This is a genomic window from Riemerella anatipestifer, from assembly GCF_035666175.1.
In the GTDB taxonomy this organism is placed as follows: Bacteria; Bacteroidota; Bacteroidia; order Flavobacteriales; family Weeksellaceae; genus Riemerella; species Riemerella anatipestifer_D.
The window spans coordinates 1,293,574-1,313,739 of sequence record NZ_CP142016.1 but is presented as its reverse complement, the minus strand read 5'-3'; the positions used below and the strand labels follow the sequence as shown (position 1 = coordinate 1,313,739).

23 protein-coding genes and 2 tRNA genes are annotated in these 20,166 nt (G+C 33.7%); 14 read left to right on the top strand and 11 right to left on the bottom strand.

Annotated elements, in window-relative coordinates:
- Window positions 1-5 precede the first annotated feature (5 nt).
- The 8 genes from secY to rplQ are packed head-to-tail and all read left to right on the top strand — an operon-like array spanning window position 6 to window position 4,722.
- Window positions 6-1,385 carry a preprotein translocase subunit SecY gene (gene secY, locus VIX88_RS06495; protein ID WP_064970417.1) on the top strand — a complete coding sequence of 460 codons (1,380 nt, stop codon included), beginning with the start codon at window positions 6-8 and terminating at the stop codon, window positions 1,383-1,385.
- A gap of 11 nt (window positions 1,386-1,396) precedes the next feature.
- On the top strand, window positions 1,397-1,612 hold the full coding sequence (gene infA / locus VIX88_RS06490; protein ID WP_004917349.1) for a translation initiation factor IF-1: 216 nt from the start codon (window positions 1,397-1,399) through the stop codon (window positions 1,610-1,612).
- 45 nt (window positions 1,613-1,657) lie between these two features.
- Complete coding sequence (gene ykgO, locus VIX88_RS06485; protein ID WP_004917354.1) at window positions 1,658-1,774, top strand: type B 50S ribosomal protein L36; 117 nt, start codon at window positions 1,658-1,660, stop codon at window positions 1,772-1,774.
- 17 nt (window positions 1,775-1,791) lie between these two features.
- The gene (gene rpsM, locus VIX88_RS06480) at window positions 1,792-2,169 is read left to right on the top strand and encodes a 30S ribosomal protein S13 (RefSeq protein WP_004917355.1); all 378 of its coding nucleotides are present in this window, start codon (window positions 1,792-1,794) and stop codon (window positions 2,167-2,169) included.
- Window positions 2,170-2,180: 11 nt separating this feature from the next.
- Window positions 2,181-2,570 (top strand): 30S ribosomal protein S11, encoded by a 390-nt coding sequence (gene rpsK, locus VIX88_RS06475; RefSeq protein ID WP_004917358.1) that lies wholly within the window; start codon window positions 2,181-2,183, stop codon window positions 2,568-2,570.
- A gap of 19 nt (window positions 2,571-2,589) precedes the next feature.
- Window positions 2,590-3,198 carry a 30S ribosomal protein S4 gene (gene rpsD, locus VIX88_RS06470; protein ID WP_004917360.1) on the top strand — a complete coding sequence of 203 codons (609 nt, stop codon included), beginning with the start codon at window positions 2,590-2,592 and terminating at the stop codon, window positions 3,196-3,198.
- Window positions 3,199-3,226: 28 nt separating this feature from the next.
- Window positions 3,227-4,222 carry a DNA-directed RNA polymerase subunit alpha gene (locus VIX88_RS06465; RefSeq protein WP_004917361.1) on the top strand — a complete coding sequence of 332 codons (996 nt, stop codon included), beginning with the start codon at window positions 3,227-3,229 and terminating at the stop codon, window positions 4,220-4,222.
- Between the two features lie 8 nt (window positions 4,223-4,230).
- A complete protein-coding gene (gene rplQ, locus VIX88_RS06460; RefSeq protein ID WP_064970416.1) occupies window positions 4,231-4,722 on the top strand; it encodes a 50S ribosomal protein L17 in 492 nt (163 codons plus the stop codon).
- A 79-nt stretch (window positions 4,723-4,801) separates the two neighbouring features.
- On the opposite strand, the gene VIX88_RS06455 is transcribed toward rplQ, so the two are convergent.
- The 7 genes from VIX88_RS06455 to VIX88_RS06425 all read right to left on the bottom strand — a co-directional run bounded on the left by VIX88_RS06455 (window position 4,802) and on the right by VIX88_RS06425 (window position 13,416).
- Window positions 4,802-5,884, bottom strand: a complete 1,083-nt coding sequence (locus tag VIX88_RS06455) for a hypothetical protein (protein WP_064970415.1) — start codon at window positions 5,882-5,884, stop codon at window positions 4,802-4,804.
- Between the two features lie 92 nt (window positions 5,885-5,976).
- Entirely contained in the window at window positions 5,977-6,891 is a 915-nt protein-coding gene (locus tag VIX88_RS06450; RefSeq protein ID WP_064970414.1) for a dimethylarginine dimethylaminohydrolase family protein, read from the bottom strand.
- A gap of 213 nt (window positions 6,892-7,104) precedes the next feature.
- Entirely contained in the window at window positions 7,105-8,391 is a 1,287-nt protein-coding gene (locus tag VIX88_RS06445) for a citrate synthase (RefSeq protein ID WP_064970413.1), read from the bottom strand.
- Between the two features lie 102 nt (window positions 8,392-8,493).
- Window positions 8,494-9,786, bottom strand: a complete 1,293-nt coding sequence (gene eno, locus VIX88_RS06440; protein ID WP_214193691.1) for a phosphopyruvate hydratase — start codon at window positions 9,784-9,786, stop codon at window positions 8,494-8,496.
- A 107-nt stretch (window positions 9,787-9,893) separates the two neighbouring features.
- The gene (locus VIX88_RS06435) at window positions 9,894-10,337 is read right to left on the bottom strand and encodes a hypothetical protein (RefSeq protein WP_064970412.1); all 444 of its coding nucleotides are present in this window, start codon (window positions 10,335-10,337) and stop codon (window positions 9,894-9,896) included.
- A complete protein-coding gene (locus VIX88_RS06430; RefSeq protein WP_064970411.1) occupies window positions 10,338-10,718 on the bottom strand; it encodes a RidA family protein in 381 nt (126 codons plus the stop codon).
- 88 nt (window positions 10,719-10,806) lie between these two features.
- Window positions 10,807-13,416, bottom strand: coding sequence for a putative LPS assembly protein LptD (locus VIX88_RS06425; RefSeq protein ID WP_064970410.1), 2,610 nt, complete (start codon window positions 13,414-13,416; stop codon window positions 10,807-10,809).
- A 21-nt stretch (window positions 13,417-13,437) separates the two neighbouring features.
- Between VIX88_RS06425 and VIX88_RS06420 the strand changes: the two genes are divergently transcribed.
- The 4 genes from VIX88_RS06420 (at window position 13,438) to VIX88_RS06405 (ending at window position 15,277) form a co-directional block, all read left to right on the top strand.
- Window positions 13,438-14,730, top strand: a complete 1,293-nt coding sequence (locus VIX88_RS06420) for an N-acetylmuramoyl-L-alanine amidase (RefSeq protein ID WP_064970409.1) — start codon at window positions 13,438-13,440, stop codon at window positions 14,728-14,730.
- A 58-nt stretch (window positions 14,731-14,788) separates the two neighbouring features.
- Window positions 14,789-14,860, top strand: a tRNA-Glu gene (locus VIX88_RS06415).
- Between the two features lie 78 nt (window positions 14,861-14,938).
- The gene (gene rpsT, locus VIX88_RS06410; RefSeq protein ID WP_038693773.1) at window positions 14,939-15,193 is read left to right on the top strand and encodes a 30S ribosomal protein S20; all 255 of its coding nucleotides are present in this window, start codon (window positions 14,939-14,941) and stop codon (window positions 15,191-15,193) included.
- A gap of 12 nt (window positions 15,194-15,205) precedes the next feature.
- Window positions 15,206-15,277: transfer RNA gene (locus VIX88_RS06405), tRNA-Glu, on the top strand.
- Between the two features lie 69 nt (window positions 15,278-15,346).
- Here the strand turns inward: VIX88_RS06405 and VIX88_RS06400 are convergent.
- Window positions 15,347-15,796: a GNAT family N-acetyltransferase gene (locus VIX88_RS06400; RefSeq protein WP_081276916.1), complete on the bottom strand. Its 450-nt coding sequence runs from the start codon at window positions 15,794-15,796 to the stop codon at window positions 15,347-15,349.
- A 52-nt stretch (window positions 15,797-15,848) separates the two neighbouring features.
- Between VIX88_RS06400 and VIX88_RS06395 the strand changes: the two genes are divergently transcribed.
- Window positions 15,849-16,334, top strand: coding sequence for a YkgJ family cysteine cluster protein (locus tag VIX88_RS06395; protein ID WP_064970408.1), 486 nt, complete (start codon window positions 15,849-15,851; stop codon window positions 16,332-16,334).
- 85 nt (window positions 16,335-16,419) lie between these two features.
- On the opposite strand, the gene VIX88_RS06390 is transcribed toward VIX88_RS06395, so the two are convergent.
- The 3 genes from VIX88_RS06390 to VIX88_RS06380 all read right to left on the bottom strand — a co-directional run bounded on the left by VIX88_RS06390 (window position 16,420) and on the right by VIX88_RS06380 (window position 18,837).
- On the bottom strand, window positions 16,420-16,611 hold the full coding sequence (locus tag VIX88_RS06390; RefSeq protein WP_127919888.1) for a hypothetical protein: 192 nt from the start codon (window positions 16,609-16,611) through the stop codon (window positions 16,420-16,422).
- A 586-nt stretch (window positions 16,612-17,197) separates the two neighbouring features.
- Complete coding sequence (locus tag VIX88_RS06385) at window positions 17,198-17,575, bottom strand: hypothetical protein (RefSeq protein WP_064970582.1); 378 nt, start codon at window positions 17,573-17,575, stop codon at window positions 17,198-17,200.
- A 41-nt stretch (window positions 17,576-17,616) separates the two neighbouring features.
- On the bottom strand, window positions 17,617-18,837 hold the full coding sequence (locus VIX88_RS06380; protein ID WP_214193690.1) for an aminotransferase class V-fold PLP-dependent enzyme: 1,221 nt from the start codon (window positions 18,835-18,837) through the stop codon (window positions 17,617-17,619).
- Between the two features lie 442 nt (window positions 18,838-19,279).
- Here VIX88_RS06380 and VIX88_RS06375 point away from each other — a divergent pair, with 442 nt between their 5' ends.
- Complete coding sequence (locus VIX88_RS06375) at window positions 19,280-20,113, top strand: RteC domain-containing protein (RefSeq protein WP_064970385.1); 834 nt, start codon at window positions 19,280-19,282, stop codon at window positions 20,111-20,113.
- Window positions 20,114-20,166 lie beyond the last annotated feature (53 nt).

Below are 20,166 nucleotides of genomic sequence, written 5' to 3'. Positions count from 1 at the left end.
TTACAATGAAAGAATTTATACAAACACTTAAAAACATTTGGAGCCTTAAAGAGTTAAAGGATAAAATTCTTTTTACTTTAGGGATGATATTGGTGTATAGATTCGCATCCTATATATCTCTACCAGCTATCAACATGACAGAGGTAGGAACTCTTTTAGAGCAATACCAAAATCAAGGTGGTAGTAAACAGGGAGCAGGATTATTAGGTTTACTATCGTCATTCACTGGAGGTGCGTTTAGCCGTGCTTCCATTATGGCGTTAGGTATTATGCCTTATATCTCGGCTTCTATTATTGTTCAGCTGATGGGGATGGCTATTCCGTATTTACAGAAATTACAGAAAGATGGTGAGTCGGGTAGAAATACTCTTAACCAAATTACGCGTTGGTTAACAATAGCGGTATGTTTGGTTCAGGCACCATCTTATTTGGGTTCTATCACGGGGCTATTCTTACCTTACTCTCAGTTTGCATCAGCGTACTATGTAGATCCTTCTTCTATTATGTTTTGGTTGCCTAGTATTGTAATTTTAGTTGCAGGTTCTGTATTTGCAATGTGGTTAGGAGAGAAAATTACAGATAAAGGTATAGGTAATGGTATATCAATACTAATTATGGTAGGGATTTTAGCCGATTTACCTATGGCTTTTATACAAGAGGTAACGGCTCAAACAGGTAAAGGAGGTATGGGAACTATCATGATATTGATAGAAATCTTATTCTGGTTAGTTGTGATTCTATTGGCTATTGTACTTTCTGTTGCGGTAAGAAAAATACCTATTCAGTATGTAAGTAGAGCTCAAGCAAGAGGAGGAAATACAAGAAACCTTATGCAGGGAGCAAGGCAGTGGATTCCATTAAAAGTTAATGCTTCTGGGGTAATGCCAATTATCTTTGCACAAGCATTGATGTTTGTACCTGGGCTTTTAACTAAAGTAGATGAAACAAATACTTTCCTAGCTGGATTTAAAAATGTATTTAGTTGGCAATATAACTTATTGTTTGCTATACTTATCATTATCTTCTCATTCTTCTATACAGCTATTACAATTCCAGTAAATCAGATGGCTGATGACCTTAAAAGAAATGGAGGTTTAATTCCAAAGGTAAGACCTGGACAAGAGACTGCAGACTACTTAGATGATATTTTATCTAAAATTACTTTGCCAGGTGCAATTTTTTTAGCTATCTTTGCAGTTCTTCCAGCTTTAGTGTATGGAAGTTTGGTTCAGACAGATAGATTTGCTCTATTTTTTGGTGGCACCTCACTACTTATTATGGTGGGAGTTATCCTAGATACAGTACAGCAAATCAATACCTATTTGTTGAATCATCATTATGATGGGTTAATGCAGTCTAAGTTGTCTAGAACGTCTAACCAATAGGAAGAAGTATTATGGCTAAACAGAAACATATAGAACAAGATGGCGTGATAGTGGAAGCACTATCTAACGCCATGTTTAGAGTAGAGCTGGAAAATGGGCATGTTTTGATAGCTCATATTTCTGGTAAAATGAGGATGCATTATATAAAACTTCTTCCAGGTGATAAAGTTAAATTGGAGCTTTCTCCGTATGACTTATCTAAAGGAAGAATTACATTTAGATATTAATTTAAGAGCTTATATAGCTAGAGGCTATAGCATAAAGAAAACATTATGAAAGTAAGAGCATCAATTAAGAAGAGAAGTGCAGACTGCAAAATCGTGAGAAGAAAAGGCAGATTGTACATTATTAACAAAAAGAACCCTAAATTTAAACAAAGACAAGGCTAATTTAGCAAAATTAAATTATGGCGAGAATTGCAGGTATTGATTTACCAAAAAACAAAAGAGGCGTGATAGGGCTTACCTATATCTACGGAATTGGAAAAAGCACCGCGTCAGAAATTTTGAAGAACGCTGGAATCAGCGAAGACAAGAAAGTCAATGAATGGAATGACGATGAATTGGCTGCAATCAGAAATTACATCTCTGAAAACATTAAAGTAGAAGGAGAGTTGCGTTCTGAAGTGCAATTGAACATCAAGAGATTGATGGACATAGGATGCCAACGAGGAATACGTCACAGACTGGGATTACCTTTAAGAGGCCAAAGAACGAAAAACAATTCTAGAACCCGTAAAGGAAAAAGAAAAACTGTTGCTAACAAGAAGAAGGCAAGTAAATAATCGTTAGAATTATGGCAAAACAAACTAAAGTAACTAAAAAGAGAAAAGTAAAAGTTGAAGCGATTGGCGAGGCTCATATCCAAGCCACTTTCAATAATATCATTATTTCTTTAACTAACAAAAACGGCGAAGTAATCTCTTGGTCTTCTGCTGGTAAAATGGGTTTTAGAGGTTCTAAGAAAAATACTCCTTTCGCTGCACAAATGGCTGCAGAAAACTGTGCTCAGGTAGCTCACGAAGCTGGTCTTAGAAGAGTTAAAGTTTTTGTAAAAGGACCAGGTGCAGGTAGAGAGTCTGCTATAAGAACTATTCACAACTCTGGAATAGAGGTAAGTGAAATCGTTGATGTGACTCCTATGCCACACAACGGATGTAGACCACCGAAAAGAAGAAGAGTATAACCCGAAATTTTAAAAAATAATGGCAAGATATATTGGACCTAAAACAAAGATTGCTAGAAAGTTTGGTGCAGCAATCTATGGAGATGATAAAAACTTCGAGAAGAGAAGAAACCAGCCGCCAGGACAGCATGGGCCTAACAAAAGAAGAGGTGCTAAAAAGTCTGAATACGCAGTACAGTTAGCTGAAAAACAAAAAGCTAAATATACTTATGGTATTTTAGAAAGACAGTTCTCTAACTTGTTTAAAAAAGCACACGCTAGCAAAGGAGTAACTGGTGAAGTTCTTCTTCAACTTTGCGAATCTAGATTAGATAACGTAGTTTATAGATTAGGATTTGCGAAAACTAGAGCTGCTGCAAGACAGTTAGTATCTCATAGACATATCACTGTGAATGGAGAGGTAGTAAACATACCTTCTTACTCTTTAAAACCAGGTGATAAAGTAGCTGTAAGACAAAAGTCTAAATCTCTTGAGGTAATAGAGACTGCACTTTCTGCAAAAGCTAATTATGACTGGTTACAGTTCAATGATGAAACTAAGGAAGGAACTTTCGTAGGAGTACCTGAGAGAATCCAAATTCCTGAAGACATCAAGGAACAGCTAATCGTCGAACTATACTCTAAATAATCATCAAATTTTTGCTCAACCCAAAACTATGGCAATTTTAAATTTTATAAAACCCGATAAAGTAATCCTACTTAACTCCACAGAGTTTCAAGGTCAGTTTGAATTTAGACCTTTGGAGCCAGGTTATGGATTAACTGTCGGTCATGCTTTAAGAAGAGTATTGCTCTCTTCTTTAGAAGGTTATGCTATTACATCTATCAAAATAGAAGGCGTAGAGCACGAATTTTCCACCATTCCAGGAGTTATAGAAGATGTAACAGAAATTATTTTAAACTTAAAACAACTTCGCTTAAAGGCTAAGTCTGAGAATGCTCCGTCTGAGCAAGTTACAGCTAAAATAGCTAACTTAGAGCAGCTTACAGCAGGAGATTTAGGTAAATTTATTTCTGGTTTTGAAGTTTTAAATCCTGAATTGGTGATTTGTAATCTTACAAAAGATGTAAATTTAGAAATGAATTTTAGCATCAATAAAGGTAGAGGTTATGTTCCTTCAGAACAAAATAAATCAAATAATGCTCCTATCGGTACTATTGCTATTGACTCTATTTATACTCCAATAAAGAAGGTTAAGTACAGCGTAGAAAACTATCGTGTAGAGCAGAAAACGGATTATGAAAAATTAATTCTAGATATAGAGACTGATGGTTCTATCTCTCCTCAGAATGCTTTAATAGAAGCTTCTAAAATCCTTATATACCACTTCATGTTGTTCTCTGATGAGAGAATTACATTGGAAACGGAAGCGGTAAAGGCATCTATTCAGTATGATGAAGAAACATTACACACTAGACAATTACTTAAGTCTAAACTAGCAGAGATGGATCTTTCTGTTAGAGCTCTTAACTGCTTGAAAGCAGCTGAAGTAGAGACTCTAGGTGAACTAGTTTCTTATAGTAAATCTGATTTGATGAAATTTAGAAACTTCGGAAAGAAATCATTAACCGAACTTGAAGAGCTTGTTCATTCTAAGGGACTTAACTTCGGTTTTGATGTAAGTAAATATAAGTTAGACGCTGATAAATAATCCTTAAAATGAGACACGGAAAAAAATTCAATCATTTAGGTAGAACTGCTTCTCATAGAAAAGCTATGCTTTCTAATATGGCTTGTTCTCTAATTGAACATAAAAGAATAAATACTACAGTAGCTAAAGCTAAGGCTTTGAGAGTATATGTAGAGCCTATCCTTACTAAATCTAAAGAAGATACTACACATAACAGAAGAGTAGTTTTCTCTTATTTACAAAATAAATATGCTGTTAGTGAGCTTTTTAGAACTATTGCTCCTAAAATTGCAGAGAGAAACGGTGGTTATTGTAGAATCATTAAAACTGGATTTAGACAAGGAGATTCTGCTGATATGGCAATGATAGAGCTTGTAGATTTCAATGAGCTTTACAATCCTAACGAAGCAGAAAAGAAAACGACTAGAAGAAGTCGTAGAAAGGCTGCTCCTGCTACTAAAAAAGAAGAGGTAGTTGCTCAAGAAGCTCCTGCAGCTAATGATGAGAAAGTAGAAGAATAAAGATTTATTCATCTAAGATAAAAAAACGCTTCCAATTTTTGGAAGCGTTTTTTTTGTTACTATATTTTTATAATTAATACTAATATTTTACTTTTAAAGCTATATTTCCAAACTCATCAAAAGATGAATCAGAAGTAAATATTACTCGTCCTCCTTTACTTAGAACTTCCCAAGAAATATTAGATATAATGTCGTCTTCAACTCCTACCTCTTTGCTGTCTTCTACTAATTCAAATTCTCTATCATTAAGCATTCTTACGGGTTGTTCATAATCTTTTCTTATAATTAGTAGCTCAGCTCTACCATCTATAGCTGAACGATAAATCTCTTGTAAGTCAGTTTGTACATGAGACTGAGAAATGGCTTCTTTTAGCTCTTCAATAGCATTTTTTCTTAGCTGGATTTTATGCTCTCTTACTAGTTTGTAAGCTTCTTCTGCTATTTGATGTTCTTTTAGCTCATTATAATTTATATCTATATGTCCTAAATAAATATCTTTATTATCAGCAACTTGTTGCAACTTACTGTAATTGTCTTCTGTAGAGATTACCACCACTTTTAATGAATGAGCTCTTGTCACTTCTAAAATGGCTTTATCTACATGATTAAAATACTCTCTATCCAAATCATCTACATGGCTACTATCACTTTTTCTTTTATCACTTTTAGGATGAAGTGGCGTTTCATGGAATGGAAAGTCCTCATTTTTAATTTCCTCTAAAACGGCATCATTTGTAGCTCTATATAATGGTACTCCATCTTTTTTTAGAACTACGATAAGGTATTCAAAACTTCTATTTACAGCTAGTATTAAAGGTCTTATCGCGAATGTATTGTCTACATAGGTCTCGTGTTTGGTTACAGGGAAGGCTGTTTTTATGATTTCTTCTGTATCTTTAGAAATAAAAATATGAAGCCCATCTAGATTATAATCATGGTTTATCTTTTCAGGTACAGCCTCTAGTTTGTCTAAAACTTCTTTGATTTCTCTAGAGTTGCTAAACTTTTCCTCTAACCTGTTTTTGGCTTCTCTTACTAAGTTTTTTAGAACTATTTCATCTTGCCTGTTATCAGGGTAAGTTCTATGTGTGTTTAGAGATAAAGTCACACAGGGGTTTGACACTTCGCTGGCTAATTTTTGCAATTTTACTTGTAAATTCATAGATTTATTTTTTTTGTTATTCTATGCATAATTGGTGCCAAACTCCCGTGACTTTATATGATTTTTAACATAAAGTGTTTGTTTGCAGTGTATTACTCTCTTACTAGAGGCATGGTAGAGCATCTTAATAGCCCTCCCATTTTAGAAATCTCTCTGTAAGGAATTTCTTCTACTGTAAGTCCCCACTCGTCGCGAAGATGGTTATTCATTCTAGTAAAAGCTTTATCAGAAACCACTACTTCTGGTGATATAGAGAAAATATTAGGGAACATCGCAAACATTTCTTCAGAAGTTACCTCAAAGCAATTTTCTTTTCCAAAAATATCTAAGATTAAATGATAATCGCTCTCATCTACAAAGCCATCTTTATAAATGATGCATTTGTCTTTTCCTACAGGATTAAAGGTACAGTCCAAATGAAGTATGCCTTGATATGGAACTCTATCATTTTTCTTTAAATCAAAGTCTAAAATTCTTTTCTTAGGGAAGTACTCTTTGAGAGTTTCTATAGCATATTCGTTGGTTCTAGCGGTTTTAAAATTTCGGTAGTCTTCACTGAAACAAGTTCCTATGAAGATAAAGTTATTCCATACAATAACATCTCCACCTTCTATATGAGCTGTGTCTGGAAGGTTAATGATTTTACGCCACTCTACCTTTTCAAATATTTTACGGTAAGCTTCTTGTTCATCAGCTCTGTCAGGAATTACATTAGAGATAATCATTCTGTCTTCTATAACGAAAGCAACATCTCTAGCAAAAACCTGATTATAATCTTGAATAATTTCTGGACGAAAAACTTCTACATCATACTTTCTTAAAACAGCTTCAAAAGCGTCCATTTCGTTAATGATGTCACCCTCTTTAGGATAAATATTATTTTCTATCGAGTGATAAGATTTTGCATCATAGCTTTCTTCTAGTGTAGGAGTTGGACCATTAGAATGTGGCTGCCCTAAAACAACTGATTTTAATCTACCTGTTTCGTTTTTTATATTTAATTTCATATAGAATTATTTTTTAAGTTTGTTTATCAATATTTCAAAGGAGATAAAGAATTTCAAAGAGAGTGAATCTCTTTTAACGCAACCAATTTAAACAAAAAAGTTGAATTGAAAAAGTTGGTGTAAAACTAATAGTAGAATTTGTATTATGGTATTATAAAAAAATCTTTCCTTTTACAAAAAAGGAAAGATTTAATATTTTAGAGATATTTTACATTATCTTTGGTTCATTGGAGTGTAATCTCTTTTTCCAGCACCTTGGTAAACTTGTCTAGGTCTTCCAATAGGATCTTCCATCAATCTCATTTCTTTCCATTGAGAAATCCATCCTGGTAGTCTTCCTAAAGCAAACATTACTGTAAACATTTCAGTAGGGATTCCTAAAGCTCTGTATATGATACCAGAGTAGAAGTCTACGTTTGGATAAAGTTTTCTTTCTACAAAGTAATCGTCTTCTAGAGCTACTTTCTCAAGTTGCATTGCGATATCCAGAGCTTTATCATGTATACCTAACTTACCAAGAATATCATCAGCAGCTTTCTTGATAATCTTCGCTCTAGGGTCGAAGTTTTTGTAAACTCTGTGTCCGAAGCCCATTAGACGGAAGCTGTCTTCTTTATCCTTAGCTTTCTTTACATATTTTTCTACATCTCCACCATCTTTTTCTATCATCTCTAGCATTTCTATCACGGCTTGGTTAGCTCCACCGTGAAGTGGTCCCCAAAGAGCAGAAACTCCAGCAGAAATAGAAGCAAATAAACCTGTGTGTGCAGACCCCACCATTCTTACTGTGGAAGTAGAACAATTCTGTTCGTGGTCTGCGTGAAGAATAAGAAGTTTGTCTAGTGCATCTACAATAACAGGATCTATCTCAAACTCTTGGTTTGGCATACGGAAACACATCTTGTAGAAGTTTTCTACATAGTTTAATTTATTATCTCCGTGATTAAGAGGTAACCCCTGTTTTTTTCTGTAAGTCCAAGCAGCCAGGTGAGAAAACTTAGCGATAAGCATCACTGCCGCATGGTCTAAATCTTCTTTAGATTTAACATCTACTGCTCTAGGATTAAACGCTGTAAGAGCGGAAGTAAGAGAAGATAAAACTCCCATAGGGTGTGCAGAGCGAGGGAATGCATCCATCAACTTTTTCATTTCTTCTGCTACCCAGTTATAGTTTTTGATACTATCTTCAAAAGTTTTGAATTGTTTTTCGGGAGGAAGTTCTCCGTGAAGCAATAGGTACATTACTTCTGTAAAGTTAGACTTCTCTGCGATTTGTTCTATAGGATAGCCTCTATAGAATAGCTCCCCTTGGTCACCATCTAGGAAAGTAATCTCACTAATAGTAGCACCTGTATTTTTGTAGCCTTTATCTAGGGTTATAAGTCCCGTTTCATCTCTTAATTTAGAAATATCAATCCCTCTATCTCCTAAAATACTATCTACGATAGGGTATTCATACTCCTTTCCATCGTACTTTAATAAAACTTTATTGTCAGACATAATCTAATTATTTTATATTTTTTCTTAAATTTTGCGATAAAGATATAAAAAAATAGCACTTATCACAAAAGATAAGTGCTATAATAATGATTGTTTTATGTATTACCTTTTTACTTTAAAGGCATCAAGACCTGGGAAAATAGCAGTTTCTCCAAGAGCTTCTTCTATTCTTAAAAGTTGGTTATATTTAGCCATTCTATCAGAACGAGAAGCTGAACCTGTTTTGATTTGTCCGCAGTTACAAGCTACTGCTAAATCAGCAATAGTAGCGTCTTCAGTTTCTCCAGAGCGGTGAGACATTACAGAAGTATACTTATTATACTGTGCCATTTGTACCGCTGCTAAAGTTTCGGATAAAGAACCGATTTGGTTTACTTTTACTAAAATCGAATTAGCTACCTCTTCTTTAATACCTCTAGAAAGTCTTTCTACATTGGTTACAAATAAATCATCACCTACTAGTTGTACTCTATCTCCTATTTTATCTGTAAGCATTTTCCAACCTTGCCAGTCGTCTTCATGCATACCGTCTTCTATAGAGATGATAGGGTATTTTTGAGTTAATTCAGCAAGGTAAGATACTTGTCCTTCTCTGCTTCTGTGAGCCCCTTTGTCTCCTTCAAATTTTCTGTAATCATAAGTTCCATCTACATAAAACTCTGAAGAAGCACAGTCTAGTGCAAGCATAATATCATCACCTGGTTTGTACCCAGCTTTTTCTATTGCTTGTAGAAGTGTGTCAAGGGCATCTTCTGTACCGTTGAATGTAGGTGCAAAACCACCTTCGTCTCCTACGGCTGTAGATAACCCTCTTCCTTTAAGGATAGATTTTAAGCTGTGGAATATCTCAGTTCCTTTTCTTAGAGCGTGTGAGAAAGAGTCTGCTTTTACAGGCATAATCATAAACTCTTGGAATGCAATAGGGGCATCAGAGTGAGAACCACCATTGATAACATTCATCATAGGAACAGGTAGTGTGTTTGCGTTTACACCACCAATGTATTTATAAAGAGGCATTCTAAGTTCGGTAGCAGCAGCTTTTGCAGCAGCAAGAGATACCCCTAGTATAGCATTAGCACCTAGTTTACCTTTATTAGCAGTTCCATCTAAATCTATCATTACTTGGTCTATCAAGTTCTGGTCAAAAACAGGAAGACCTATAAGTTCAGGAGCGATAACTTCCCTTACATTTTCTACTGCCTTTAGAACACCTTTTCCAACATATTCTGAACCACCATCACGAAGTTCTACGGCTTCGTGCTCTCCTGTAGAGGCTCCAGAAGGAACAGCCGCTCTACCCATAGCACCATTTTCCGTGAATACATCTACCTCTACAGTAGGATTACCACGAGAATCTAAAATTTGTCTTGCTTCAATGTAAGAAATGTAACTCATTGTATTATATTTTTAAAAATAACTCTACAAATTTAGCTAATTCTAAGTAAAAAAGCGAAGATAAATTCGATTATTTTTATGGATTTAGAGGAGGTTAAGGCTAGTTTTTAGTTTGTGTTAGCTCTACGCTTCTTTTTGCCTTTGTTATAAATTACTTCTACTATTTTTCCTCCTAACCAAGAGAATGGAAAGAATACTAGAAATATAGTTATCTTATAAAAAGTAGGGTGGTATGGAAAAATAATGATGTCTAGCATCGCTAGAAATAAAAGAATAAAGCCTATTAGAATGGCGTAAGCCACTTTGGCATATTTTACAACAATGGCTGTAGTTACACCACCTACGGTGGCAGCTAAACCTGAGGAGAAAAGCAGTGCAATAAAAAATCCATTTTCATTTTTTACAGAATATAGTACCTTTTCCCATTGTTCAAAGGGAGAAAAAGTGCTATAATTTATCCACGAAGGATTCAGCCTAACTCCTAGTGTGATGATAAGCCCTGCGGCGGTTAGACCTAATAAAACTCCTATGGTATTTCTAACAAAGTCCATTTAAAATTGGTGTGCTATCATAGAAATTTCTACATTCACATCTTTAGGCAATCTGCTTACCTGTACGGTCTCTCTAGCTGGAAGTTGTGTGCTGTCTAGATAAGATGCATAAATATCATTAACGAGGCCAAAATCATCCATATTTTTCAAGAAAATAGTAGATTTTACGACATTAGAGAAAGACATTCCTGCCTCTTTTAGTATGGCTTCCAAGTTTTTCATTACTTGATGAGCCTCATTCTCTATTCCTGTAACCAACTCTCCATTACTGGGATTGATGGGGATTTGCCCTGAAATATACAAAATACCATTTACCATATTAGCCTGTGAGTAAGGACCTATGGCAGCAGGAGCGTTATTGGTTGATATAATTGTTTTCATGATATTTATGATGTTTGGGATTAGTTTAAATTTTGAGAGGGCAAATATAAAAGTTTTTTTCTTGGTGTTAAAAGAAGTGTTTAAAAAATTAAAAATCGCTTTGTTGTGGGAAACTACGTTCTCTGTATTTTACTGCGTCTCTTAATATGTTGGCTTTGATGCCGATGAAGAAATCATAGACCTTAAACCTTCCGAAAGGTACCCAGTTAAAGTTGATAGTAAAACTCCTTTGGTCTCTAGAGAAGCCTAATCTTCCGTAAGCTAACTCTTTGCTAATTAAATCGTAATGGGTACTACCACTGATAGTCCAAAATGGAGTTAATTTTATGTTACCATCTAGTCCTATGGAAGCTACTTTAGTGCCAAATCTTGTTTGAACCTTTGAGTAGTTGTAATTAGCATTGATGTTTAGTGTCCAAGGCTGTTCAAAATGGGCATAGTTATCATCATCAAAAGAATACTTCTCTTGCATTATACTGCCTTTGGTTTTATACTTTGCTTGGCTGTCCTTGTCTTTACTTGCGAATAAAGAACTACTTAGAGGATAAGATAGTTGAATATTAAAATTTTGAAGGTTAAAATATCCAAACTTATCCACTCGTTCTCCTATGTTGGAGTCTGAACTAAACACTATTTTATAAGGGTCTAATGAAAGGCTAGAGTTTATATTCAGCTTATTATTAAAGAGTGAGTTTTGAGAGCTGATATTGAAAGCTGACCATTTGAATTTTTCAGCCGCAAAGTTATAGCCTCCAGAAATATTGATATTTTCAAATATTTTAATCTTTTTAACTCCAGTAGAGTCTGTCTTAGACCGAACTTTCATTTCAATATTATTATTGATGTTAAAGCTGATAGTTTGAGATAGCCCACGGGAGGGTGTTCCAAAAATACTTCCTTCAAATATAGAATAAGAATTTATAGAACCATCTGCACCGTAAAAGTTTCGGTAATATCCCCAATTAGATTTACCAAAGTCAGGTGTATAAGAAAAGCTCACACTAGGAGAAACCATATGTCTTATGGCTTGTATCCTTGCTCCTTTCCTAAAATTAGCTTGCCCATAAATTACGGTCTGTAAACCAGCGGAAGTAGAAAAAGTAGAGTACCCAGCAATATTATTTTGGTAGGTATTTACTGTGGTGTTACTTATAGGGTTGTAGCTTTTGTTTAGAGTTTTTGTAGTTAATACATTATTGAAGTTTGCTCCCAAAGAGAGTGTAAAATACTTCATTACAGATGTATTGGTAGTTAATGATACGGGGATTTTTATACCAGTTTGCATATTACTCCACATATCTTTTGTGAAGGCTTGCTTTTGAGAGGTATTTACATAGTTATCCAATGATAGCCCTGTGTTTACATAAATGTTTTCTAGTAGACCAGTTCTTACGCCTGTTTTAGGCTTGAATAGGTAGAATTGGTTTATCATTACATTGAGCTGAGGAAGTCTGATATTAACATCTCCTGTGGCGAAATTTTGAGAGTAAGTGGCACTTCCTGTGATGCTTATAGGTAGATTGAGAAATCTTTTGGTAATGCTAATGGCGGAGTTCTGTTGTGTTCTAAGAACATCTTGATTGAAGATATAACTATTATTGATTGTATTGTTGTAAAAACGATTACTAACCATATCTACAGAGGCAGAAAAGTTAAAAAATGGATTAGCCTTAGCATCTTGAGTATGTCTCCAAGTAATACGATAAGTATTAGATTTGGAGTAGGTGCTAAGTCCTTTTATTCCACGAACAATAGTGCCTATATCGGCTAAAAAACTACCGTTGTATTTATAATTTTTCTTATAGCCTAGTTCGGGGCGTATGTTCCAACTTCCTTTAGTGTAAAAATCTAAGAAGACTTTTAAATCAAAATGTTCGCCTATGGGCTGGTAATAGCCAAAATTGTTTAAGAAAAACCCCACATCTTGCCTTTCTCCAAAACTTGGGATTAAGATACCTGCGGTTCTTTTGTCAGAAAAGGGGAGTATTGCAAATGGCATTACCAAAGGGGTAGGTACTTGCTCTATGTACATTTGTATAGGCCCTGTAATTACCCTTGAGGCATTTTTTCCTTTAATCAATTTGATGTTAGGTGCTGCTAAATGGTAGTCTGCAAGGCTGTCTTTTTTCTTTAAAAAATACTCATCAGTAGTGTAAACCCCATTTCGCATAAAGAAAACGGAGTCGTTTACCTTTTTTGTTTTTTGAGCCACAATAACACCTTCCTGTTCTTCAGTTCTAGCATTGTAGGCAATAGCTCTCTTGTTTTTAAAGTTGAATTTAACCTCGTTATATTCGTATTTTTTACCAGCTTGGGTAGAGGTGGCGGGAGTTATGATTTTTCCATTTTCATCTTGTTCTCCTCTCGCAAAAATATCTCCGTTCTCCCAGTTTATGGATATGTAATCTGCTTCTATAGTCATGTCCAAATATTGTACTTTAGCCTTTTTATTAAGGTAAGTCATTTTCTTTTGAACATCATTCCTTTGGTTTTCGGATTGCATTTTCACGGTACCCTCGAGGGATTCTTTACGAGGGGATAGGCTGTCCTTTTTTACAGATTTATCCTCAATATTTTTAGCGTTTGTACGAGGGGTATTTTGTGCTAAAAAATTGTTAAAAATTAGGATAATTAAAATAAGTAAAGTATTTTTGGAGCTGTTTTTTGCCAATGCTTTATATTGAAAATTTGGCTTCAAAATTAGTAAAATTTATCAAAAATGAACACGATTAAATATATATTTCCCATAAAAAAATATTTAGCACTTTTTTTTAGTGTTTTATTCGTAACTATAACGGCTCAGAAAAAATTCACTATCGTTCTTGATGCTGGGCATGGTGGGAGTGACCACGGTGCTTACAGAAGTTATAGTGATTTGGGGACAGTAAGAGAAAAAGATGTTACTCTTTCAGTAGTATTGAAGTTAGGTGAAATGCTAGAAAAAAACAAAGATCTTAGAATAATTTATACAAGAAAAGAAGATGTATATCCTAACTTAACTTCTAGAACCAATTTAGCTAACCGTTCTAAGGCTGATTTGTTTATTTCTATACATTGTAATGCGGCAAAAAGTAGTGCCTATGGCACAGAAACCTTTGTGCAAGGGCCAGATCAAAATGCAGCTAATTTAGAGGTAGCGAAGTCTGAAAATGATGTTATTTTTCTAGATGAAGAAGATAAACAAACATTCGCTTCTTATGATCCTAAAACGCCAGAATCTTTGATAGCCCTTAAACTTCAACAACAAAAATATTTGGAAAGAAGTCTTATTTTCGGAAGTTTTGTAGAGGATAACTTTGTGAATAAAGATAAAAGATTTTCTAGAGGAGTTAAACAGAAAAACCTTCATGTATTAAGGTTAAATGCTATGCCTTCGGTACTTATAGAGATGGGGTTTATTAGTAATTATGATGAGGCAGCCTATTTATCTTCAGATTCTGGACAAAAAGCTATAGTTCAAAGTATATATAATGCAGTAGTAGCATATAAAAAGCTTCATGATAAGACAAGTGGAAGACCTAGTTTTAATGATGTACCAGAGAAACCTAAAGAGCAACCACTAAAAAATGATTTTAGAGTTCTGCTGATGAGTTCTGCTGATAAGTTTAATGAGGGAGATCCTGCTTTGAAAGGGCTTAATTATGTTTTTACAATGAAAAAAGGTAATTTCTATAAATATTATTATGGGACTACAAATTATGCTTCTATAAAAGATGCTAATGTGAAAACAGCAAAAGATGCCGGTTTTAGAAATGCTGTGGCTATAGGTTTTGTGCCTAATCAGAAATTAGCACAGGGATATTATACTTTAGAAGTGGCTGTTACAGACAAAAAATTAGGGAATGATTCTTATATACTTAAAACATTGAATAATGTTGAAAGAAACCGAAATGGCGGTAAATTTTACTATACCTATGGTAAATTCTCTACTTTGGAGGAAGCTATTTCTGAAATGAAATCTATTGAAAATAAAGGTGTTAAAAATGTTGTTGTAGAAAAAGTTATAAAATAGTTGATAAAAATTTTGTAATTTCAAAAAAAGCTGTATTTTTGCAGTCCAAAACTGAGATGGCCTATTCGTCTAGTGGTTAGGACTCAAGATTTTCATTCTTGCAACAGGGGTTCGATTCCCCTATAGGCTACTAAATTTAATTTTTTTTGAAATAATTTTGGTAATTTAAAAAAAAAGCATATTTTTGCAACCAAGTTTTTAGAAAGTTATGGCAAATCATAAATCAGCACTTAAGAGAATAAGACAGAATGAAGTTAGAAGACTTCGTAATAGATACTATCACAAGACTACTAGAACTGCTGTGAAGGTATTAAGAAATGAAGAAGATAAAAAAGTTGCATCAGAGCAATTACCTAAGGTAATTTCTTTGATAGATAAGCTTGCTAAAAGAAATATTATTCACAAGAATAAAGCGGCTAATTTAAAGAGTAAGTTAACTAAGCATGTTAATAAGCTAGCTTAATAAAATTATAGCGGCCCGTTCGTCTATCGGTTAGGACTCAAGATTTTCATTCTTGCAAGAGGGGTTCGATTCCCCTACGGGCTACTAAATAACCTGTAAATCAAATTGATTTGCAGGTTATTTGTTTTTATATAAGTTTTTAAATTGAGATAATTAGAATTTATATTCCATTAAGTACAAATCAAATCCTTGTGACCAGTAATCTTTTATAATGCTTTCCAATACAAAACTATTCTTCTCATAAAACTGATAAACATATTGTGAGGTTTTCACTATAATTTTATAATCTTTATGCATTACTCTTATTATATCAATTCTGTATTCTAAAAGTTTTCTTCCTATACCTAAACCGTGGTATTGAGGGTTTATAAAATCCCAACTTATTTTTGCAATTTTAGAATCATGTTCTAAGTTAATACCTCCTGAACCAACTATTTTGCCCTTGTATTCTACCACAAAGTAGTATTCAATTTTTTGTTCGAGATATATTTTGAAATCATTTAGTTCTTCTTCTGCAAAGAAATGAGGAATATTTAATTTTAAAATACTGAGAAGATTATCTTTGTCTTCTTCTTGATATTCTCTGATGATTAAGCTTTCCATTATTGATATCAATGCTATGAATTGTGATGTTCAAATTTAGTAAATTTGCACTATGGATTTGGAACTTAATAGACAAAATGCTCAACAGAAGCATAAAGAACATAAAAAATTCTTAGATAAACTCAAGAAAAAACCACCTAAAAATTTAGATTATCTTACTCAAGAAATTCACGATGAAGTGTTTGATGAGATAGACTGCCTGTCTTGTGCCAACTGTTGTAAAACCACAGGTCCTCTTTTTACAACACAAGATATAGAGCGAATTTCCAAATTTTTAAAACTAAAACCCACTCAGTTTGAAGAAAAATATCTAAGGATAGACGAAGATAATGATTGGGTATTACAGCAATTGCCTTGTCCGTTTTTATTCTCTGATAATACTTGTATGATTTATGAAGTACACCCCAAAGCCTGTCGAGAGTTTCCACATACGGATAGAAAGAAGATTTACCAAATCAATCATCTTACAATTAAAAACATAGAAATCTGCCCCGCAGCCTTTAAATGGGTTGAAAAAATGCGAGAAAAAATAGAGTGATTTCTTATTCAGGGAAAAGCAGAGGCGGATTTTCAATCCTGCACTTAACCCCGCCGTTTGCAAATATTATGTTAGCAGAAGTATTTTATTTGTATTTATAAACCATATTCAGGCTTCCAAGTTTTAGAGTGTCAGTATAAATATCATTTATTTGATACCCTTTTTTAACTTTTATTTTGACCTTTCTTTTAATTTCTGGAATTTCTATAGTTATATAGTTATGTATTGTTCCATTTTTAGATTTTGTTTTTTCTGTGTCCAAAACTATTGATTTCACATTTATTGTTTTTTGTTTTCCAAATAATGAATTAAAAATAAGACTTGAGCCCGTAATTATTGAAATTGAAAACATCCATATAATAAATACTCCAAAAATAAATAAGCACACTCGGAGTATAGGTTTGAAAAATTTAGTATCAGATTTAAAGTTAAATAATTTATTTCTGAATAAGAAATAAAAAATTACTGCAAATATTAAAATTAAATACTTATTATTAAAACTAATATTCATTGCATAATCTAGTTCGTAGACACTAAAGATCACATAAGGAATTAATGTGAACAATCCTGAAATAATAATAAACAAATAAAAAATTATATTCTTTAGTAGTGTTGTGCTCATACCATTACAGCTAACGTTTTGGGGTGCCGAAGGCGGAGAAATCGAAGCGAGAAGTTTCGATTTTGCACTGAGGCTAGCCAAAACGAATTTATATGAGATAAATTTACTAAAAAAACGAATATAATTAGTTTTTGGCGATGATAGAATTACAAACTTTGAATTTAGCACTTTAGCCCCGCTTTTGGCAATACCTTGTTATGCGACGTCCTATTTTTCCCAAGGATTTTTCATTTTTTCAAAATTATTCCATTTTTTTTAATTCTGAAACTATTGTCTTTCCAGCAAAAGCAATAGAATTTTCATGAGTTATATAAATTACCCAATCTGCACCTTCATTTGTTATAAATTTATCTGATCCAGAAATATTATCAAATTCAACTTTGTCCAAAACAAATTTCTCATTATAATCATTTAGCACAATTATATTTTCGTTTTGTGACTGAATAAAATTTTCAATTTCTTTGATATCATAATTTTCCTTTAGTTCTGTGTAGTTAAAATAACATATTTCATCAATTAAATTTACATCAATTGGGCCATCCAAAGGAATCCAAAATGATGGAATATCAATTTTCCACTTTTCTTTTAAAGTCTTTTCGATTTTTAAAAAATCTATCATTTTAAAATCTATTTTTTATAGGATGTCGCATAACTATTGAATTACCTCAACATTTTTTGTGCTTTTTTCAATCCTTCTACAAAAATATCTATTTCTTCTAAGGTATTATAAACCGCAAAACTAGCTCTTACTGTACCAGCTATATCAAAAAACTTCATGATAGGCTGTGTACAATGGTGTCCAGTTCTTACGGCTATCCCCATTTTGTCCAAAATCATACCTACATCAGAAGCTATGCCCACGCCATCAAGATTGAAAGAAATAGCACCAACTCTAGGCGCTTTTTCTGCATAGATATGTACGCCTTCCATTTGTTCTAGTTGGTTTTGAGCATATTGCATCAGTTGATTTTCGTGAGTTTGTATATCGTCATGACCTATTGTCGTCATAAAATCTACTGCAGCTCCTAAAGCAATATTACCTCCCACATTAGGAGTTCCCGCTTCAAATCTAAATGGAAGTTCAGCATAGGTGGTTTCTTCAAAAGAACAAGTGGCTATCATCTCTCCGCCACCGTGAAATGGAGCTAAAAAATTAAGAGATTTCTCCTTGCCATAAAGAATACCTGTCCCCATAGGAGCGTACATTTTGTGTCCCGAAAACACAAAAAAATCACAGTCTAATTTTTGAACATCTATTTTAAAATGCGGCACTGACTGTGCTCCGTCTATCAATATTAAAGCGTCTGATAATCGCCTCGTTTTTGCTATAATTTCCTCTATTGGATTGATAATTCCCAAGGCATTGGATACCTGATTTACCGATACTAATTTTGTTTTTTCAGAAAGCCATTCGTCTAAAACATCTATTTGTAGTATGCCATTTTCATCTATAGGAATTACCTTTAGTATTGCCTCTGTTCTTTGGCACAGCATCTGCCAAGGCACAATGTTAGAATGATGTTCTAGGTAAGAAATAATGATTTCATCACCTTGCTTGATATTAGGCGTAAGTGCGTAAGCGACTAAGTTGATGGATTCCGTAGTTCCTCTAGTGAAAATCACCTCATAATCGTGCTTCGCATTGATAAAAGTTTGAACTTTTTTACGAGCGTCTTCCATTGCTTCGGTTGCCAATTGGCTTAAAGTATGTATACCTCTATGTACATTGGCATTGATTTCTTTGTAATAATTTTCCCAAGCCTGTAGAACAGAAATAGGCTTTTGCGAAGACGCTCCGTTATCTAAATAAACTAAATCTTTACCATTAACTTTTTGAGATAAAATAGGAAATTGACTTCTTATATATTTAATGTCTAGCATTTTAACTAATTTAGATTAAATTAAAGTTCAAAGGTAGTGAATTAAGTTTATAACAAAAAAGCCTTGCCAAATTATTTAGGCAAGGCTTCTCTGCAAAAATTATTTATTTTAAAATTCACACTAATTTATTAAGTTATTGATATATAAAAAATTATAAGCATTTTTTCAATTTCAGGTAACGAATTAGTAACTCAACTTGCTTCTTTTGATTTCATTGATTTTCATCGGAACTCAATACGACAAAGGTACGATATATTTACTTTTTCACAAAATTCTTATAACTTTGCCTCGCCCTGCACGGTGCAAGCGTGCTCCTCTATAGATGCCGACTTGCACCGTGCAGGGCGAAGCAATGTAAGTTGATAGATATGTTTTCCTTACCAAAGGATTTTCTGCGATAGTTCCGTAATTTTGTAACAACTAATTTAAATATTTAAGCAATATGGAACAGTATTTCAGAAAAGTCTTTCAAGACATTTACAAAGAAGAGGAAAAGGTAACATTACATGTAGAAACCATTATCCCCGAAGCCTTAGAAATGATTCGCTATCTATCCAAAGTTTTAGAAGAAACAAGGAACTATATCCTTGAAAGAGGATTTAATGACAAACAGGAGGAAATTCATTTCTTCAGAAACATCAAACCTCATATTTATGGAAAGTTGATGTACTACAATCGTATTTACAAAATGGAAATCATTCGTCCTACTACAAAAGGAAAAATTTATGAAGATTATTTCACTAAAGAAAAAAAAAGACTAAAAAGTAGGCACAATCATTTTTTGAAAACCAATGCGTTTTATACTTATTATTATTCAGGGAGAACGGATGAAGACCACAAATATTTTTTAAGGTCTTCTTTTCTTTTTCAAGAAGGGTTAGAAAATCACGCTTTTGATTTAGATCGACGGTTTTCAACTTACTATGATTATTTAACGGCTCGAATTATTGGCAGAGAGTTATTTTACGAATACCTTCACTTTCGCACAACCACGCAATTTGATAAAATCGCCAACGAAAACCATCGTCCGATTCATTGGACGGAAAGTAAAGCCGCTTTAGTTGAACTCCTCTATGCTCTTCACGCTGCAAAAGCCATCTCAAGTGGACAAATTAGTTTAAATAAAATCGCTATAACTTTTCAAGCCTTATTCAAAGTTGAATTACAAGATGTCCACCACACCTTTCATCGTATGAAAAGTCGTTCAGGTTCAAGAACTTTATTTTTAAATCAATTAGTCAATTCCTTAGAAACTTATATGGATAAAAATGTTTAAGAAATGACCAGCCTTCTAAGGGGCTGAATGACCTTTGCCCATAACTACCCATT

Excerpts from the sequence above, each read along its gene's own strand:
- VIX88_RS06380 (WP_214193690.1), bottom strand. The coding sequence starts at position 18,837 with ATGCTAGACATTAAATATATAAGAAGTCAATTTCCTATTTTATCTCAA.
- VIX88_RS06445 (WP_064970413.1), bottom strand. The coding sequence starts at position 8,391 with ATGTCTGACAATAAAGTTTTATTAAAGTACGATGGAAAGGAGTATGAA.
- VIX88_RS06435 (WP_064970412.1), bottom strand. The coding sequence starts at position 10,337 with ATGGACTTTGTTAGAAATACCATAGGAGTTTTATTAGGTCTAACCGCC.
- VIX88_RS06375 (WP_064970385.1), top strand. The coding sequence starts at position 19,280 with ATGGAACAGTATTTCAGAAAAGTCTTTCAAGACATTTACAAAGAAGAG.
- rplQ (WP_064970416.1), top strand. The coding sequence starts at position 4,231 with ATGAGACACGGAAAAAAATTCAATCATTTAGGTAGAACTGCTTCTCAT.
- eno (WP_214193691.1), bottom strand. The coding sequence starts at position 9,786 with ATGAGTTACATTTCTTACATTGAAGCAAGACAAATTTTAGATTCTCGT.
- VIX88_RS06395 (WP_064970408.1), top strand. The coding sequence starts at position 15,849 with ATGGATTTGGAACTTAATAGACAAAATGCTCAACAGAAGCATAAAGAA.
- VIX88_RS06450 (WP_064970414.1), bottom strand. The coding sequence starts at position 6,891 with ATGAAATTAAATATAAAAAACGAAACAGGTAGATTAAAATCAGTTGTT.
- rpsD (WP_004917360.1), top strand. The coding sequence starts at position 2,590 with ATGGCAAGATATATTGGACCTAAAACAAAGATTGCTAGAAAGTTTGGT.
- ykgO (WP_004917354.1), top strand. The coding sequence starts at position 1,658 with ATGAAAGTAAGAGCATCAATTAAGAAGAGAAGTGCAGACTGCAAAATC.
- VIX88_RS06420 (WP_064970409.1), top strand. The coding sequence starts at position 13,438 with ATGAACACGATTAAATATATATTTCCCATAAAAAAATATTTAGCACTT.
- rpsM (WP_004917355.1), top strand. The coding sequence starts at position 1,792 with ATGGCGAGAATTGCAGGTATTGATTTACCAAAAAACAAAAGAGGCGTG.
- VIX88_RS06430 (WP_064970411.1), bottom strand. The coding sequence starts at position 10,718 with ATGAAAACAATTATATCAACCAATAACGCTCCTGCTGCCATAGGTCCT.
- VIX88_RS06385 (WP_064970582.1), bottom strand. The coding sequence starts at position 17,575 with ATGATAGATTTTTTAAAAATCGAAAAGACTTTAAAAGAAAAGTGGAAA.
- VIX88_RS06400 (WP_081276916.1), bottom strand. The coding sequence starts at position 15,796 with ATGGAAAGCTTAATCATCAGAGAATATCAAGAAGAAGACAAAGATAAT.
- rpsK (WP_004917358.1), top strand. The coding sequence starts at position 2,181 with ATGGCAAAACAAACTAAAGTAACTAAAAAGAGAAAAGTAAAAGTTGAA.
- VIX88_RS06455 (WP_064970415.1), bottom strand. The coding sequence starts at position 5,884 with ATGAATTTACAAGTAAAATTGCAAAAATTAGCCAGCGAAGTGTCAAAC.
- rpsT (WP_038693773.1), top strand. The coding sequence starts at position 14,939 with ATGGCAAATCATAAATCAGCACTTAAGAGAATAAGACAGAATGAAGTT.
- VIX88_RS06465 (WP_004917361.1), top strand. The coding sequence starts at position 3,227 with ATGGCAATTTTAAATTTTATAAAACCCGATAAAGTAATCCTACTTAAC.
- infA (WP_004917349.1), top strand. The coding sequence starts at position 1,397 with ATGGCTAAACAGAAACATATAGAACAAGATGGCGTGATAGTGGAAGCA.
- secY (WP_064970417.1), top strand. The coding sequence starts at position 6 with ATGAAAGAATTTATACAAACACTTAAAAACATTTGGAGCCTTAAAGAG.